The 15027-nt window shown below is 41.6% G+C and carries 14 protein-coding genes, 1 pseudogene and 1 riboswitch; of the genes and pseudogenes, 2 read left to right on the top strand and 13 right to left on the bottom strand.

Annotated features, from left to right (window positions below):
- Positions 1-23: 23 nt before the first annotated feature.
- Positions 24-99: riboswitch (cyclic di-GMP riboswitch) on the bottom strand.
- A 32-nt stretch (positions 100-131) separates the two neighbouring features.
- Genes DW959_RS01855 through DW959_RS01835 form a run of 5 tightly spaced genes read right to left on the bottom strand, consistent with a single transcriptional unit; the run spans position 132 to position 6175 of the window.
- Positions 132-1022, bottom strand: a complete 891-nt coding sequence (locus DW959_RS01855; protein ID WP_118615187.1) for an ABC transporter permease — start codon at positions 1020-1022, stop codon at positions 132-134.
- Between the two features lie 11 nt (positions 1023-1033).
- A complete protein-coding gene (locus DW959_RS01850) occupies positions 1034-2053 on the bottom strand; it encodes a hypothetical protein (protein ID WP_118615184.1) in 1020 nt (339 codons plus the stop codon).
- Positions 2054-2083: 30 nt separating this feature from the next.
- On the bottom strand, positions 2084-2941 hold the full coding sequence (locus DW959_RS01845) for a carbohydrate ABC transporter permease (RefSeq protein WP_118482820.1): 858 nt from the start codon (positions 2939-2941) through the stop codon (positions 2084-2086).
- Complete coding sequence (locus DW959_RS01840; RefSeq protein ID WP_118482822.1) at positions 2938-3861, bottom strand: sugar ABC transporter permease; 924 nt, start codon at positions 3859-3861, stop codon at positions 2938-2940. Before DW959_RS01840 ends, DW959_RS01845 begins: the two co-directional genes overlap by 4 nt.
- 31 nt (positions 3862-3892) lie before the next feature.
- Positions 3893-6175: an ABC transporter substrate-binding protein gene (locus DW959_RS01835; RefSeq protein ID WP_182430045.1), complete on the bottom strand. Its 2283-nt coding sequence runs from the start codon at positions 6173-6175 to the stop codon at positions 3893-3895.
- 312 nt (positions 6176-6487) lie between these two features.
- Here DW959_RS01835 and DW959_RS01825 point away from each other — a divergent pair, with 312 nt between their 5' ends.
- Both DW959_RS01825 and DW959_RS01820 read left to right on the top strand, forming a co-directional pair.
- Positions 6488-7060 (top strand): response regulator transcription factor, encoded by a 573-nt coding sequence (locus DW959_RS01825; RefSeq protein WP_347475300.1) that lies wholly within the window; start codon positions 6488-6490, stop codon positions 7058-7060.
- Positions 7057-8361, top strand: a complete 1305-nt coding sequence (locus DW959_RS01820) for a HAMP domain-containing sensor histidine kinase (RefSeq protein ID WP_118615172.1) — start codon at positions 7057-7059, stop codon at positions 8359-8361. Before DW959_RS01825 ends, DW959_RS01820 begins: the two co-directional genes overlap by 4 nt.
- Here DW959_RS01820 and DW959_RS14980 read toward each other — a convergent pair.
- The 8 genes and pseudogenes from DW959_RS14980 to DW959_RS01785 all read right to left on the bottom strand — a co-directional run bounded on the left by DW959_RS14980 (position 8316) and on the right by DW959_RS01785 (position 15007).
- On the bottom strand, positions 8316-8540 hold the full coding sequence (locus DW959_RS14980) for an aldo/keto reductase (RefSeq protein WP_330599122.1): 225 nt from the start codon (positions 8538-8540) through the stop codon (positions 8316-8318). The genes DW959_RS01820 and DW959_RS14980 overlap by 46 nt on opposite strands.
- Positions 8541-8595: 55 nt before the next feature.
- Positions 8596-8901 (bottom strand): aldo/keto reductase, encoded by a 306-nt coding sequence (locus tag DW959_RS14975; protein ID WP_330599120.1) that lies wholly within the window; start codon positions 8899-8901, stop codon positions 8596-8598.
- Between the two features lie 166 nt (positions 8902-9067).
- Positions 9068-9733: an HAD family phosphatase gene (locus DW959_RS01810; protein WP_243023296.1), complete on the bottom strand. Its 666-nt coding sequence runs from the start codon at positions 9731-9733 to the stop codon at positions 9068-9070.
- A 172-nt stretch (positions 9734-9905) separates the two neighbouring features.
- Positions 9906-12149, bottom strand: a complete 2244-nt coding sequence (secD, locus tag DW959_RS01805; protein WP_118615169.1) for a protein translocase subunit SecD — start codon at positions 12147-12149, stop codon at positions 9906-9908.
- Between the two features lie 20 nt (positions 12150-12169).
- A pseudogene (gene scfB, locus DW959_RS01800) lies at positions 12170-13532 on the bottom strand (thioether cross-link-forming SCIFF peptide maturase).
- 103 nt (positions 13533-13635) lie between these two features.
- Positions 13636-13785: a six-cysteine ranthipeptide SCIFF gene (gene scfA, locus DW959_RS01795; RefSeq protein WP_008401634.1), complete on the bottom strand. Its 150-nt coding sequence runs from the start codon at positions 13783-13785 to the stop codon at positions 13636-13638.
- 86 nt (positions 13786-13871) lie between these two features.
- Positions 13872-14234, bottom strand: a complete 363-nt coding sequence (locus tag DW959_RS01790) for a TIGR04086 family membrane protein (RefSeq protein WP_117808504.1) — start codon at positions 14232-14234, stop codon at positions 13872-13874.
- A 116-nt stretch (positions 14235-14350) separates the two neighbouring features.
- Complete coding sequence (locus DW959_RS01785) at positions 14351-15007, bottom strand: HAD family phosphatase (RefSeq protein WP_117822488.1); 657 nt, start codon at positions 15005-15007, stop codon at positions 14351-14353.
- Between the last annotated feature and the right edge of the window lie 20 nt (positions 15008-15027).

Below are 15027 nucleotides of genomic sequence, written 5' to 3'. Positions count from 1 at the left end.
TTCCAGCAATGTTCGTTTAGTAAAAATGCAACTGGCTGCCATTTTACAGGCCCTATAGCTCTGCGTCACATCCTTTAGAATGCTTTGCCAAATATCATATATGCTTTATATTAATATCGGATATAAAAAAGTCAATAAATACATGAGAATTTTATACGCTTTGTGTGTTTCCCGTATTTTATACATAATCTAGTCGTCACACACCAGCCTGCTAATAAAATAACGGATATAACGCTGCGCCATCTGTACAGGTTCAACTGCTGCCTCTGCCTATAATAAAATATTTCAAACACATCCTTATCAGCATATAATCTTCTCTCCGACATCTGCTTCCATTCACTGGACGACTCCGCCCAGAAATCAAAGTCTGACCACTTTGCAGGCAGATTTATATTCGGTAAAATATTCAGGTAGTCCGTTACATAGTAACAGTCCGAACTATAGCCATGGTGTTCACCGACCTCTGTGGCATACTCCCCTCTGTAGTTCTCCTCCGATATATCGATCACCAGACCACTTATTTCTCTATGCTCAACAAGCTCCCAGTCTTCTCCACGTTCCTGACCTGCCTGAATCAATATAAAGTTATCCTCTGAATCCGTTACTGACCGCACAACATGATCAACACCTTGGACTGTCACCGTATACCCTGTAGCATAAATACTTCCGAACAAATGATATGCCAGCCCGCTGCTTATAATACATCCGCCCATATCATTTTCTGCCAGTCTTCCACTTATACCGAGCATATCCTCCACGTCAAAATCTACAGTTACTATATCTGCCGTGATCTGCTTATATACGCCATTACCTGTTACCGATACATCCCTGTCAATAAGATATGTGCCTTTTATATGGTCTTCATTTTTCATTTTGTTATATGTGACCTGTCCTGTCGTAAGATACGCATAATTTCTGTCATTATCATAAGTTCCGCTGATATATTCCGCATGTATGATATTCCACACCGCCATACCTGATAATAAAGCAGCTCCCAGTATACCAATCACAAATCGTTTCATCGTCAACCCCTCTATTTCTCCCGAACCGTATCCCCTGCTTCGATCTTCTTGTCCGAACTGGCTATGATCCTGTCGTCGCCTGTCAGGGAACTTTTCTTAATTCCTACTTCATAATTATTTGTATCTCCTACCGTCACATATACTTTTGCAGCCACAAGCTCTGTTCCAAGGATCGTATCCTTTGATCTCTCTACAAGCACATACGAACCTACAACATCTGCATATATCGCGGACACCGGAACGATAAAATCATATTTCTCAGACTGATGGGAGATATCTGCCAGAACACTGTCTCCTACATTTACCAGTTCACCGGATATAACCGTCTCCACGATATACCCCTGCTCATTTGTGGTATCACTGTATACTGCCGTTACTTCCGTATTCACACTGGTATCATTTATATGAAGAATAACTTTATCTCCTTTTTCTATATAACGCTTCTGCTCACTCGTTACCGGGATTCGTACTGTATATTCATCCGAGCTCTCCATAACCACAAATGCTGCCTCCTCTGTGGTTCTGCTTCCTACATCCACCCGAACCTCTGATATAAGCCCCTCCACCTCGGAATATATGACACCCTCATTTGTGGTCAGCTTTTCCAGATAATTCAGCTGTCTGTCCACATCCGCAATATTCTCTTCCACTAACGCTCTCTCATCTCCCCATGCGTACACATATTGTTCCTTCAGATTCTTCCGCTCAAGTTTTTTCGTCAGATATATGGATGAAAGCTCTCCTGTCCCGATCTTCATAAGCCTGTCTCCTTTCTTTACATAACTTCCCGTATGCACATATATTGCCTGAACCATGAGATCAGGATAACTGTATACAGGAGCCCTGCTGTCGCCCTCGATCATCACATCCTGTACGACATCCCTTGATATACTGCCGGATGATGCATACATAATCTCTACCTTGGGCGTCAAGGTGCTGCTTGCAAATCTTGACATAACAGTTCCTGCAACAACGATTACCAGAAATATTATTATAATTCTTACGATCCTAAATCCTTTTTTCCGTTTCATATCATTTTCTCCCTGTAAATTACCCTGCGATTAGTCATCCGCAGATCCTATGGATATGCCCTCTGCCAGAATATCTTTTCCGATATAAAATATGATAAGAGAAGGAATACAGCTGAACAGAGCAAATGCAAATGCTTTTCCTGCACTTCCCCCAGTCACATCCGGCAGATATACCGATAATGGCAACAGATATTTGTCCTTTAAAAATACCACCGGCTGCTCCACGATATTCCAGTACTCAAGAAATCCCAGTATCACTGCTGCAAGAATCCCTCTTTTTGCTATCGGAACCGCCATATAGATAAAGACCTTAAAGCCACCCGCTCCATCCAGTCTGGCAGCCTCTATCACCGAATCAGGAACCTGTTCAAATGCACTGTACATAATAAATATAGGGAATGTAGAGAACACAAATGGCAGTATGACCGCCCAATGTGTATTTATCATATTCAACCTGTTCAACACCAGATACTGGGATAACATCGTCACCTGAAATGGCAGGATCATACAGAACACATATAACCCATATATAATCTTCGACAGCCTGTTCCGGCTTCTGGCAAGCCCCCACGCCGCAGGAACAGCAAACACAAGCTGTCCGATAAGTATAACGCCCACGATCTTCACAGAATTCCAGAAAAGCACATAGTATTCCGGTGTATCAAACAACAGCTCGATTATATTCTTAAATGTCGGATATAAAGGAATGAAATGCCAGGAAGCATAACCTGAACCTCCGCTTATAACAGGAGCTGCGATCTGTTCAAGCTCCGATTCTCCCATAAATGCTCCGCCGATCAGAAACACCAATGGCAGAACGGACAATGCTGCGCCCATAAGCACGAAAAACTTTATGGACAAATGTACGCCCTTTGAAACCCATCTCATCTGCACCCTTCCCCTCTTTCTTGTTGCTTTGGTTTTCTTAATAAGAATCCCCTACGGATTTTTAACTTCACACCATACCAGTCTGTAAGACATATACACTTTATGATCAATATCACACCAAAGAACACCAGCGCAGTCAGAACCGCTCCTGCTGTCAGCTTACTGATCTCCAGCTTCTCAAACCAGTTATTAAATATATGCTGAATCTGATATATCATCATATCTGGATATCCTCCTGCCATAAGATACTGTTCACGAAAAATCTTCAGCGAATTTACAACCGACAGCATAGCCACGATAAAAAACGGTCTCCTGATATTTGGAAGCGTGATCTTCCAGATCTGTGTAAATCTGCCAGCTCCATCAACTTTTGCCGCGTCATATATCTCCACCGGAATTACAGACAAACCCGACAGCCAGATCAACATGTTATATCCAATATTTTTAAATATAAATGTGCATACAAACAGCCAGAAAACTGCCCTGCCGGAAAAGAAGCTTACCGGTTCGCCAAGTCCCCACCTTATGATCATATTATTCACCACGCCCTGATCATCAAATAATATACGCCATACTACAGTGAGGGAATTTGACGGAATCGCCATCGGGATAAGAAATGCAAATTTCATAATATTACTTTTCATTCCATGAACCTCTATAGCCACTACCAGCGAGATAACGATCAGCAAAGGTACACTCACAAGTTCAAAACGTATAGAGTTGCCTGCCGCCAGCCGGAATGCATCATTCTCCATAACCAGAGCATAATTTTGCAGACCGGCAAAGCTTCCCGTTCCTGATTTCTGAAACGATGATATAAATACATCCACAAGCGGTATGATCACGAAGATCATAATACCCACAAATCCCGGTATGATAAATTCAGACGTTCCATTCATTTCTTTTCTATCTATCTTCATGATTATAAAACGCCTCCCTGACCATCCATTTCTATTCTTTCAGATATACATTTAACAATTTATCAATTATATTCAAAGTATCCTCAAGGCTCGCATTTCCTTCCAGATAATCAGTCGCATTTTCCCTTATCATGCTGCGAATTCTTACATCCGGATTTGAAGGCACACAGAGTCTGCTCAACTTATCTATATAATCTTCCAGATACTCGTCCGTCCGCCAATATGTCCAGTTCAGATAATTATTCCCGCCGACTTCAACAGCACCTCCCGGCGTTCCCATACTGAGAGCATCCTCATTCCATGCCCGCACGCCATCCATATTTACCGGATTTCCACATTCTGTTCCATAATACTTTTTCTGTACCTCTGCGCTGAATAACGCTTTTACGAACTCAACCGCACTATCCCTGTTCTCCTTTTTGCTATTGACCGCAAGGATTGTATTTGGCACATATATCATTCCCTCATCCGTACCCCACGGTTCATAGTCATAATCACGGTTTGCCGTGTTATCCTCCATTCCAACCATGGAATCTTCCTTTATGCTGTAAAACAACCATGCCTCGCTCATCGTCTTCATATCCACAAATGCCAGCTTCCTGCCAGACCATTCCCGGTTAAATAACGGGCTCATATATCCTGAATAATTGTCTTTTATATTTTCCTCATAAGCTCCGAACCTTGCAGTCCAGTCATTGATCTGATCCTGCGTCGTTCTCGCCATCTCTAAGTCGTATAAAAGTCTGAGATCCTCCAGAAATTTCTTTAGCATTTCTCTGTCATAATGCTCCTCCATATCAACGATCTCCGATGCATATACAGGATACAGGGTATCAAAATAAGACTCCAAATAGTAAAATGACAGATCATTCCCATCGGCTGGTTTGTCCTGACTGTTTATATAAGCCACAAGGGATTGAACATCGGTCACATTCCTTATCTCAGCCTCCGGCCCGATAACTGCTGTAAATGTCTCCATGGCGGGTATGGCATATACTGAACCATCCTCATTCTTATATGTATAAAGTACATTCTTAAGGCAGGATGGATTCTCCTTCTGTATATCATCAAGAACCTGCGACAGATCCATAAGCACCCCTGTATTCTCATAGCTTTTTACATTCAATCCATCCATGATAATGACGTCAGGTCCTTCTCCTGCAAGAAGCTGTGTATTTAAAGAACTTATGGCATCCTTTTCTGATATTCCATTCTGGTCATCCACGCCCCATATGTACTGCACCGTGATATCCGAATGATCACTTTCATACCACGTGATCAGATTTTCGTAACTCTCTGTGTAATAAAGAGAATATACGGTAACGGTTCTGCTGTCTGAAGCTTCTTTTGTACTGTTATAAGCTGCATATGCATCGGATGATGAATATACAACGATCCTCTTATTTCCACTCTTATCACCAGTGACAGCTACAAATGTATCCGAATCCTCCACAACAAAGTCATATCTTATATCAGCACTTTTAAATGTCGTAAGCCTTGTCCCCAGCTTGTCAGAGAGCTTATATGCAAATAAACCCGTTCCAAGCATAATGTATATCTGATCAGACTTTTCATCATACTTCATGATATTGCTGCAGCTAAGTGCATCTTTTCCTTTCTCCGAAGCTGCATCTTCAAGTCCTTCCGTCAAGGTATCATCAAAAGACGTAATCGTTTCCAGCATATGACCATCCGATATATCATAGGTCTCTATATCCCGTGCTGTGAGAACAACCAGTTTATCACCAGCTACACAGATATCCGTATAGTCAGAATTTTCTATTTCGTATTTCTTCTGCCCTTCCATGGAAAAGCATTGTATCACCCCATCCGCGCAACCAATGATATATCCATCAGCCGTCAGTCTGATATTTTTTACATTTTCTTCTATATGATCTGCCAGTATCTGAACTGTATCATCAGGCATCACCTTCACGATTCTGCCCGTTATATCTCTTTTATCATCCATCCTGCTGACTGCCAAATACAGGCTCCCGGCTTCATCCATATCTGCTGCCGTGATCATATCCGTTTCGTCCATAACAGAATCAAGCTTAAGTTCTTCCTGCCGGAAATCTCCATCCGGCTTTTCTCCTGTCAGCCTGATATAGCCCCCATTTTCAGCTTCTCCGATGCATACATATTCATCTTGAACCTTGCCAAATCCACAGATCTGGGTCATATCAAGCTGTGCCATCCGGTATTCCGACAAACCCGCCTCTGTCTCTGTAGATTCTGTTATCTTATGGTCCCCACAACCCCAGCATAACATCATGCCAATAAGCATTATTAAATAAAACCCGATACGTTTCATGTCTACCTCCCTTATTACAAATACTTTTACAATCATTTCCACTTTCGATATATCGATTGTAACACCACCGATCTGCACGATTGTCTAAAAAACATCTAAATTATATATATTACTTTTAAACATCTGGAAAATGAATTACTATACTTATTGTATTAATGATATTTTATACCGTAATAGGGAAATGGAGATTTACATGAAACTGCTGCTCGTAGAAGATGATACAGATCTGGGAAAAGTACTAAAAAGACAAATGGAAGCACATGGTATCACCGTATACCTGTGTACAACTGGAAAACAATGCACTGAACTGATATATCAGGTGTTGATATCGATATAATTGTGCTTGACTGGATGCTGCCTGATAAGTCAGGTCTTGATATTTTAAACCAACTATATTTTGACAAAATCTCAATTCCCATCATAATGCTTACCGCCCTCGGCACACTTGAAAACAAAACAGCAGCTTTTTCACTGGGTGCTGACGACTATATCGTTAAGCCATTTGAATTTGATGAATTACTGGCACGAATAAATGCTCTTTACCGCAGATCCCATCAGATCCATTCATTTGACTATTCTTATGGTGATATCAATTATCTCATAGACAGCCGCACGATCCAATGTGACGGCCGGTCTGTCCAGCTCACAAATCGGGAATCCCAGCTATTTGAGCTGCTGCTCAGATCAGCCGGTAAACTTGTCAGCCATGACGAGATTATCGAAGCTATATGGGGGCTTAATTCCAATGTTGGAAATGGAAATATCCTGAATTATGTTTATTTTCTGAGGAACAGACTGAAAACGGTTCACAGCCGAATTACGATAAAGGGAGTATACGGAAGCGGTTATACCCTTGTATATGAAAAGGAGGAATCACCAAAATGATAGAACAGCTCAGGAAAAAACTCACTGTATTTCTATCCTCTGTCATAACTATGATCCTCGCAACCATGTCCATATTGCTGTTTTATGCTGTCGTGCAGGAATATTCAAACAGCACATATGCTTCCTACTCTAAAGATACAAATCTGTTATATTCCTATCTGAACCAGACAAATATTATCGATATGAACATTCTTAATGAATACAACACCAAAAACCTTAATATCGATATACTGCGAAATGATAAAAAGGTCTTATCGACAGAGGCTTTCAAAGAAAGTAAAGCCATCCTTCAGTCCGCATCGCCTTATATGCAGTCTGAATATTGGGATGACTATTACAGTACCATAAACAAAGGAGACAGCCACCGCCGATTTTATACTGTCCGATATGACCATACGGATTACTGGAACAGCTACAGCATTATAAATATAGGGGGCACCTACTATACCATACATACGGTATACAACAATGCTCTCATCTCTGCATACAAAATAAAGATGAGTATTCTGTTTTTGATCGTAACGGTGATCGCAATTATCCTGTTGTCTATCGTGTCATATTTTTTCATGAAGAAGATTCTTATACCGGTAAATGAAGCCTATCAGAAACAGGATCTTTTTATTGCTGTGGCTTCGCATGAATTAAAAACTCCCCTTGCCATTATAAAATCCTGTCTCAACGGACTCTCCGGCAATCATCTAAGTCCGGCTGACAAAGACTATTTATCCACAGCAGACAGAGAATGTAACCGGATAACAGATATGATAAATAATCTTCTCACATTTGCAGACATAAAAAAATCCGGCCGGGAAAACTTTAAAGATACCCAGCCGGAAGATATTATTATTGAATGTTATGATCGTTTCGAGCCTGTCGCGATTCAGAAGAATCTCGACCTTATTGTTTCTCTGCCGGATGATCCGCTTCCTCTTTGCTGTATGGATAAGGACAGAATACTTCAATGCATCTCCATTCTGGTTGATAATGCGATATCCTGCACAACAAACGGTCATGTCTCCCTGTCTGTATCCACGCAGAATAAACGACTGTGCTATACCGTGGCAGATACGGGTCCGGGCATAAGCGATGAAGATAAACCGCACATATTTGAAACCTTCTATTCAAAGCGCAACAATCACAAAACACACTTTGGTCTGGGTCTCAGTATCGCAAAAAGCATAGCAGATCTTCATAGCGCTGAACTTACAGTATCAGACAACTCCCCTCAGGGAAGTGTATTTTCCCTAACATGGAATTACAGCTTACCTCCGTATACCGGGAAACCACCGCTCTTACCATAGCTTTCGATATGCTTGAAATGCTTCAGAAGTTCCATATCTTCTGCGCTGATCTCAAAATCAACCTGTGCATTGCTCTCCATATGTGCAGGATTTGCTGTCTTTGGTAATGAGCTCGTTCCAAGCTGTAAGGTATAACGGATACAGAGCTGTGGAACAGATACATTGTATTTTGCAGCCATAACTTCAATCTCTGGTTCATGAAGGATCTCACCATGAGCGATCGGTGAATATGCCTCAACTGCGATTCCGTTCTTCTGGCAGTATTCTAACAGTTCCAGTGGAGGCTTCTTCGTAGGTCTTATGTTCAGCAGCGACCTTTGATACTACAAACAGCTTATCACGCTGAATACCGCAGGTTCTGATTCCTTCCCCTGCGCCTTGCTCGTTGCCATATGCCTGTGCTGTATCAAAATGACGATAACCAAGCTTCACAGCCGCCTTAACTGCATCTGCCATGTCTCCATCGTCTATAAACCAGGTTCCAAGATCTAACTGTGGAATTTCTACACCATTTGCCAATGTTAAAGTATTTGTATACATATTGTCTCCTTGTTAAACTTTATGCTAGACATATTCTACAACTTAAAGTGAACTTAAGGTCAAGCGTTTTTATATATCTTTTTAGTAAAATGTAAAACTTAATTTCCGATTATAAGACTTAATTCCTGATTATAAAACTTAATTCCCGATTGAAAGATTTAATTCTTTATAAAAACAGATATTTCTCTACTTCCGTCAGTGAATCCAGAATGACATCCGACAGCTCCTGCATTTCTTCCGTGACCGGTGCAAGATCCGGCACCATGATCGGATGCAGTCCCGCCGCATGTGCAGAACGGATACCATTATAAGAATCCTCTATGGCATATGCCTGCTCCGGCATCACATGGATCTGTCTGCATGCTTCCAGATAGATATCCGGTTCCGGTTTGCTCCGCTTTACCATATCTCCGCAGATTACCCGATCGAAATACGGAAGGATACCTGCATCCCGAAGCTCCTGTTCGACAACTGCTTTCCTGGTAGAAGATGCCAGCGCAACCTTTCTTCCATTCTTTTTTAATGTCTGCAACAGACCGGTAACTCCCGGTTTCATCGGAAGCTTTCCTCCTGCCGCCTGTTCATGGAACAGTGCCGACATCTCCGCCTTATACTCATCATAAGGGAAATCTGCCCCATACACCCCAAGCATCAGTTCTTTTGTCGCATCCTTATTCAGTCCCAAACATTTGTGACAGGTGTCTTCTATATTTTTGATTTCATATTTATCTGCAACGACCTGCCAGCACTTTATAACCAGCAGCTCCGAGTCGAATATAACCCCATCCATATCAAATATAACCGCTTCAAATCGTTTCATTGTTTCAATCATGCACCTCCTTTGCTTCAACATATCACAGCTTTTATCACCCGTCAATGCATTGTCATTATGTATTAATTTTAATAACACACAGCATAAACATTCCTATAACACAACGAAAAAAACAGACAAATATGTAAATTCCACATACTTGTCTGTTTTTTATTCGATCGGCGACAGTTAATTACTGCGCCTTTGCTGTTTTCTTCTTCTCTACCGCTTTCTTGCTGTTCTTGCCATTTGCAGCATCCTTCTTCTTACCAAATCCGGTCTTGAAGTAGTACCACAATGGACCAGTTACACAGATAGAAGAATAAGCACCGATTACGACACCGGCCATCAGAGTAAATGCGAACTCTTTGATCGCTGCTACACCCATTACATATAATACGAAGATCGTAACAAATGTTGTTAAGGATGTATAAATATTTCTGGTGATCGTCTGGTTAATACTTAAATTAACGATATGCTTGTAATCTTTCTTTGTTCCTGCATTTGCGATATTCTCACGGATACGATCGAATACGATGATCGTTGCATTGATCGAGTAACCGAAGATTGTCAGCATACATGCGATACAGGTATTACCAACGGATAACCGAAGTAAGATATACAGAACAAATACCATAGCTACATCGTGGCAAAGGGCTAATACCGCACTTACACCAAACTTCACATCCTTGAAACGGATTACAATGTAGATGAGCATCAGAACGGCTGCAAGTGCTACAGAAAGGAATGCATCCCTTGTCATATCGCTGCTGGCTGAACCACTGATATTATCGGAATTTGTTACTGTCGCACCGAGCTTCTCGCTGAGTGCAGCTGTTACCTTTGTCAACTGAGAATCATCACCCTGAGTCGTAAGCTCTGTGGTCTTGAATACGATCTCATTTGTACCGGAAACAGTCTGAACAGAGATATCTGCCTCACTGATGCCTGCTGCCTCAGCGATAACAGGAACAATGTCTTTCTCTGCCTCAGATAATGAATATGCTTTGTCAAATTCTGCTGTGATTGATGTACCACCTGCAAAATCAATACTTAAATTCAATGCACTTCCCTTTGTCTTTGCAAAGATCGGCATGAAACAGAAGCCGATCACGATGACAAGAACAGAAGCGATAATACAATATTTACCACCCTTTACAAAATTAACCTTACCAGGCTCTTTTGCTTTTCCAAAATATTTTACATCTGTTACGCCAAGTGTTACAAGTGCATTCAGTACCATCTGAGAGATAACAAGTGCTGTGAATACAGATAATACGATACCGATTGCCAGTGTGATTGCAAATCCCTTGATCGTACCGGTTCCGAAGATACCAAGCACAAGTGCTGCGATCAGGGTTGTCACGTTACCATCGATGATCGCTGATAACGCATTATGGAATCCGGCTTTTACAGACTGCTTAACAGAAGCACCTGTTGCCAGTTCTTCTTTAATACGTGTAAAGATAACGACGTTCGCATCGACCGCCATACCTACAGAAAGGATGATACCTGCAAGACCCGGAAGTGTCAATGTAACATTGAACAGGTTCATAACAAGTAAGATCATAAATGTATAAAGTGTCAATGATAATGATGCGATCAGACCCGGAATTCTGAATACGCAGATCATGATAATGAAGATACAGATAATACCAATGATACCTGCTTTGATCGTTGTTGATACTGCTTCTGAACCAAGAGTTGCTCCGACAATATTAGAACGTACCTGCTTCAGTGTCAGTGGCAATGCACCGATACGGATCGTAGTAGCAAGGCTGTCTGCCTCTTCATATGTTGAAATGCTGTTGATAACAGCATTTCCGTCTGTAATTGCCTGCTGTACAGTTAGTGCACTTACAACTTCACCATCATATACGATATAGACGATCTTTCCTACATTTGCTGTTGTTACATCTGCAAACTTCTGAGCACCTGCTGTTGTGAATGACAACTGTACTACATTGTCATCACCGGTCTCTGTAGAATCAATCTTGGCATCTGCACCCTTAATATCATCACCGGTAAGAGCTGGAGTATATTCCTTGCCCTGTGACCATAATTCATAATTCTCAGGATCTAAGAACTCTAACTTACCTTCGATACTCAGGTCTTCCAGAATTGCATCTGCATCTGTTACACCCGGAATTTCGGCAGTGATCTTACCATTTCCCTCTGAATATACGTTATGCTCTGTTGTATGGGAATCAATACGTTTCTGCAGCTTATAGATCGTATCCTGAACATCCGCATCACTGTAATCCTCATCCTGAATCTCATAGGTTACACTTAAGCCACCCTTCAGATCAAGTCCAAGGCTGATATACTTTGCTTTTCCTCTGTCGCCTACACCAAACAATGCAACGTAGATGGAACCCGCAAGCACAAGCAGGAACAGGATCAATACCCATATGGCTTTTTTTCTTGCTTTCTTCATCTTATTTACCTTTGTCCTCCTTATTGATTTTCTTCTTCATCTGCTAATGCGGCTTTGATCATGATCGCACATTCGATACGCTTCTTCTGAAGTTCACATCCGATATCATACGCATCTAATATATTTCCATGGAATTTATATGAGTTCGCCGCACAGCCACCGCTACAATAGAATCTTGCAAAACAGTCCTTACACTTGTCCTTTGCATAGACATTGCAGAGCTTAAACTCATCAACAAGTTCCGGCTTCGTAATACCTTCATTTACATTTCCAATGCAGAACCCATCCTCACCGACAAACTGATGGCACGGATAAAGGTCGCCCCATGGTGTAACTGACAGATATTCTGTACCTGAACCACACCCCGACAGACGTTTGGCCACGCATGGTCCCCCTGTCAAATCTATCATAAAGTGGAAGAAATTGAAGCCCCTTCCTTCTTTATGTCTTTTGATCATCTCTTTTGCAAGGATATCATACTGATCTAACAGATATGGGATATCCTCTTCCTTTATCGCATAAGGCTCGTCCGGCAGAGATACAACCGGCTCAATGGAGATCTGGTCAAATCCAAGATCTGCCATGTGTAATACATCCTTTGAAAAATCCAGATTGTTATGCGTATAAGTGCCTCTTACATAATAACTCTTTCCGGCACGCTTCTTTGCAAATTCCTGAAACTTTGGAAGTAACAGATCATAGCTTCCCTTTCCATTTCTGGTCGGACGCATGTAATCATGAATCTCTTTTCTTCCGTCGATGGATAATACGACATTTGCCATCTCTTTATTGGCAAATTCCATTACCTCATCATTTAACAACACACCGTTTGTTGTCAGTGTGAAACGGAATTTCTTATTATGCTTCTCCTCCAGGCTTCTTCCATATCGAACGGTCTCTTTTACGACATCCCAGTTCATAAGTGGCTCACCGCCGAAGAAATCGACCTCAAGATTTACACGGTTACCGGAATTGGCAACGAGGAAATCCAGAGATTTCTTTGCTATGTCAAGTGGCATCAGACCTCTGTCACCCTTGTACTCACCTTCTCCTGCAAAACAATATCTGCATGCAAGATTACAGTCATGTGCAATATTGATACACAGAGCCTTTACCACTGTTTTTCTCTTTTTAAAATCAATGATATATCTTTGAATATGTCTTCTGTAAATAGTGTTCCGTCTTCTACCAGCCGGTTACCTCGTCATAGGCTTCCGATACTTCATCCTTATCATAGGATGGCAGCAATTCTATTACCTGTTCTTTTGTATGATTTTCGTAATTTGCAATAATATCATACACAAGGTCATCCACTACGTGAACAGACCCACTACATACATCGAGTACGATATTATATCCATTACTTTTGTACTGATGTACCATACAAATTCTCCCATCTTGTGAATTAATTTTTCTGACACGCAACGAAAGAGGACTGTCATTTGTTTGACGGTCCCCTTTGTGGTTGTCTGTCTACAATGATCTCTTACTTGTTCTCAGCATTCTCACAGCTCTGATTTCCGACTGTGCATGATGTCTTACAAGCTGACTGACATGATGTCTGGCATTCGCCGCATCCGCCCTTAACCATTGTGTTCTTCATTGTTCTGTTTGTGAGTGTCTTTATTCTCTTCATAGGTACACTTCTCCTTTTTATGTCATATAGCGAAATTATAACACAACATGCTTTAAAGTCAAAGTATTTTTACGAAAAACTTGTCTCTAACCTAGCATTCCGCCAAGCATTCCGGCCGCCAGACACAGGATCACATTCGTCAATGTCCCTCCGGCAGAGATATGGATCGTACCATTCATAATGAAAGATACAATACCGATCACCAAAACATAACACACTCCAAGCATTAATCCCCAAATATATTTTTGCTCCTTTACCATCTTGCCGGTAAGAAAACCACCAAGGAATACAGAGATGCCATGAATGATGATAATACTCAGATGAATCACCGTATCACCCAGTCCCAGCTTGTACATGAGGAATGCCGTTATAAGCAGCAGGATTGCCGTTATTATGTAAGATACCGCAAGTGCCTTTAAAAGGCTGAAAATTTTCTGTCCTGTAATCATAGAAAAACCTCCTGACACTACTATATGCCGGAAGGTTTTCTTTCATTCCAGAGATCATTCTCTATTCTGCTATATCAATCATTTTCAGATGTCATTTTCGAAGTCAAACTGCTTCATCAGTCTTCAAATAATTCCGTCAGCTCAAATATATCGTTGCTGATACGGTCTGCTTTCTTCTTCGTTTCTTCATCCGGTTGGATCAGATCGATCACCATAAGGGTATACAGCCCTGCATCGTGGGAGGCTGTCACACCATTAATGGAATCCTCTACTCCAACTGTCTCCTCCGGCTTCGTACCAAGCTTCTCACAGGCTTTCAGATAGATGTCCGGGTATGGTTTTCCGCGCTCGATCTCATCCCCACAGATCACATCATCAAAATACGGAAGCAGTCCGCTTCGAACCAGTTTATCCTCTGCCCGTTCCCGATCCGTCGAGGTTGCAACCGCCATCTTGATCCCTCTTGCCTTTAAAGTCTTTAGTGTCTCGATCACGCCATGCTTTAATTCAACGCCATGCTCATTCATATATGCTTCGACCATATCCACTGTACGTTGTCTGAATGCAAGATAATCAAAATCCTCGCCCATCTTTTCTTTCATCACATGTGCATTTGTCTTCTTGGTTCCACCTGCCATCCGGTCACAGATCTTCGACATCTCATTCTCCGAGATACCGATGGACAATCCATTCTTCAACCAGCACATTCTGTATACCTTCTCGGAATCGATCAGGACTCCATCCATATCAAATGCTACCGCTCTTAATGCCATTTATGTCACCTCATTGAAAG

Origin of the sequence: Clostridium sp. AM46-21 (genome assembly GCF_003480025.1) — a bacterium.
Classification (GTDB): Bacteria; Bacillota; Clostridia; order Lachnospirales; family Lachnospiraceae; genus Coprococcus; species Coprococcus ammoniilyticus.
Note: the sequence above shows the minus strand (reverse complement) of the source record. Positions and strands in the feature narration are given on the sequence as shown.

What these genes read in the sequence shown, in the direction of transcription:
- DW959_RS01855 (WP_118615187.1), bottom strand. Translation starts at nt 1,022, where the DNA reads ATGAAACGATTTGTGATTGGTATACTGGGAGCTGCTTTATTATCAGGT.
- DW959_RS01850 (WP_118615184.1), bottom strand. Translation starts at nt 2,053, where the DNA reads ATGAAACGGAAAAAAGGATTTAGGATCGTAAGAATTATAATAATATTT.
- DW959_RS01845 (WP_118482820.1), bottom strand. Translation starts at nt 2,941, where the DNA reads ATGAGATGGGTTTCAAAGGGCGTACATTTGTCCATAAAGTTTTTCGTG.
- DW959_RS01840 (WP_118482822.1), bottom strand. Translation starts at nt 3,861, where the DNA reads ATGAAGATAGATAGAAAAGAAATGAATGGAACGTCTGAATTTATCATA.
- DW959_RS01835 (WP_182430045.1), bottom strand. Translation starts at nt 6,175, where the DNA reads ATGAAACGTATCGGGTTTTATTTAATAATGCTTATTGGCATGATGTTA.
- DW959_RS01820 (WP_118615172.1), top strand. Translation starts at nt 7,057, where the DNA reads ATGATAGAACAGCTCAGGAAAAAACTCACTGTATTTCTATCCTCTGTC.
- DW959_RS14980 (WP_330599122.1), bottom strand. Translation starts at nt 8,540, where the DNA reads ATGGCTGCAAAATACAATGTATCTGTTCCACAGCTCTGTATCCGTTAT.
- DW959_RS14975 (WP_330599120.1), bottom strand. Translation starts at nt 8,901, where the DNA reads ATGTATACAAATACTTTAACATTGGCAAATGGTGTAGAAATTCCACAG.
- DW959_RS01810 (WP_243023296.1), bottom strand. Translation starts at nt 9,733, where the DNA reads ATGATTGAAACAATGAAACGATTTGAAGCGGTTATATTTGATATGGAT.
- secD (WP_118615169.1), bottom strand. Translation starts at nt 12,149, where the DNA reads ATGAAGAAAGCAAGAAAAAAAGCCATATGGGTATTGATCCTGTTCCTG.
- scfA (WP_008401634.1), bottom strand. Translation starts at nt 13,785, where the DNA reads ATGAAGAGAATAAAGACACTCACAAACAGAACAATGAAGAACACAATG.
- DW959_RS01790 (WP_117808504.1), bottom strand. Translation starts at nt 14,234, where the DNA reads ATGATTACAGGACAGAAAATTTTCAGCCTTTTAAAGGCACTTGCGGTA.
- DW959_RS01785 (WP_117822488.1), bottom strand. Translation starts at nt 15,007, where the DNA reads ATGGCATTAAGAGCGGTAGCATTTGATATGGATGGAGTCCTGATCGAT.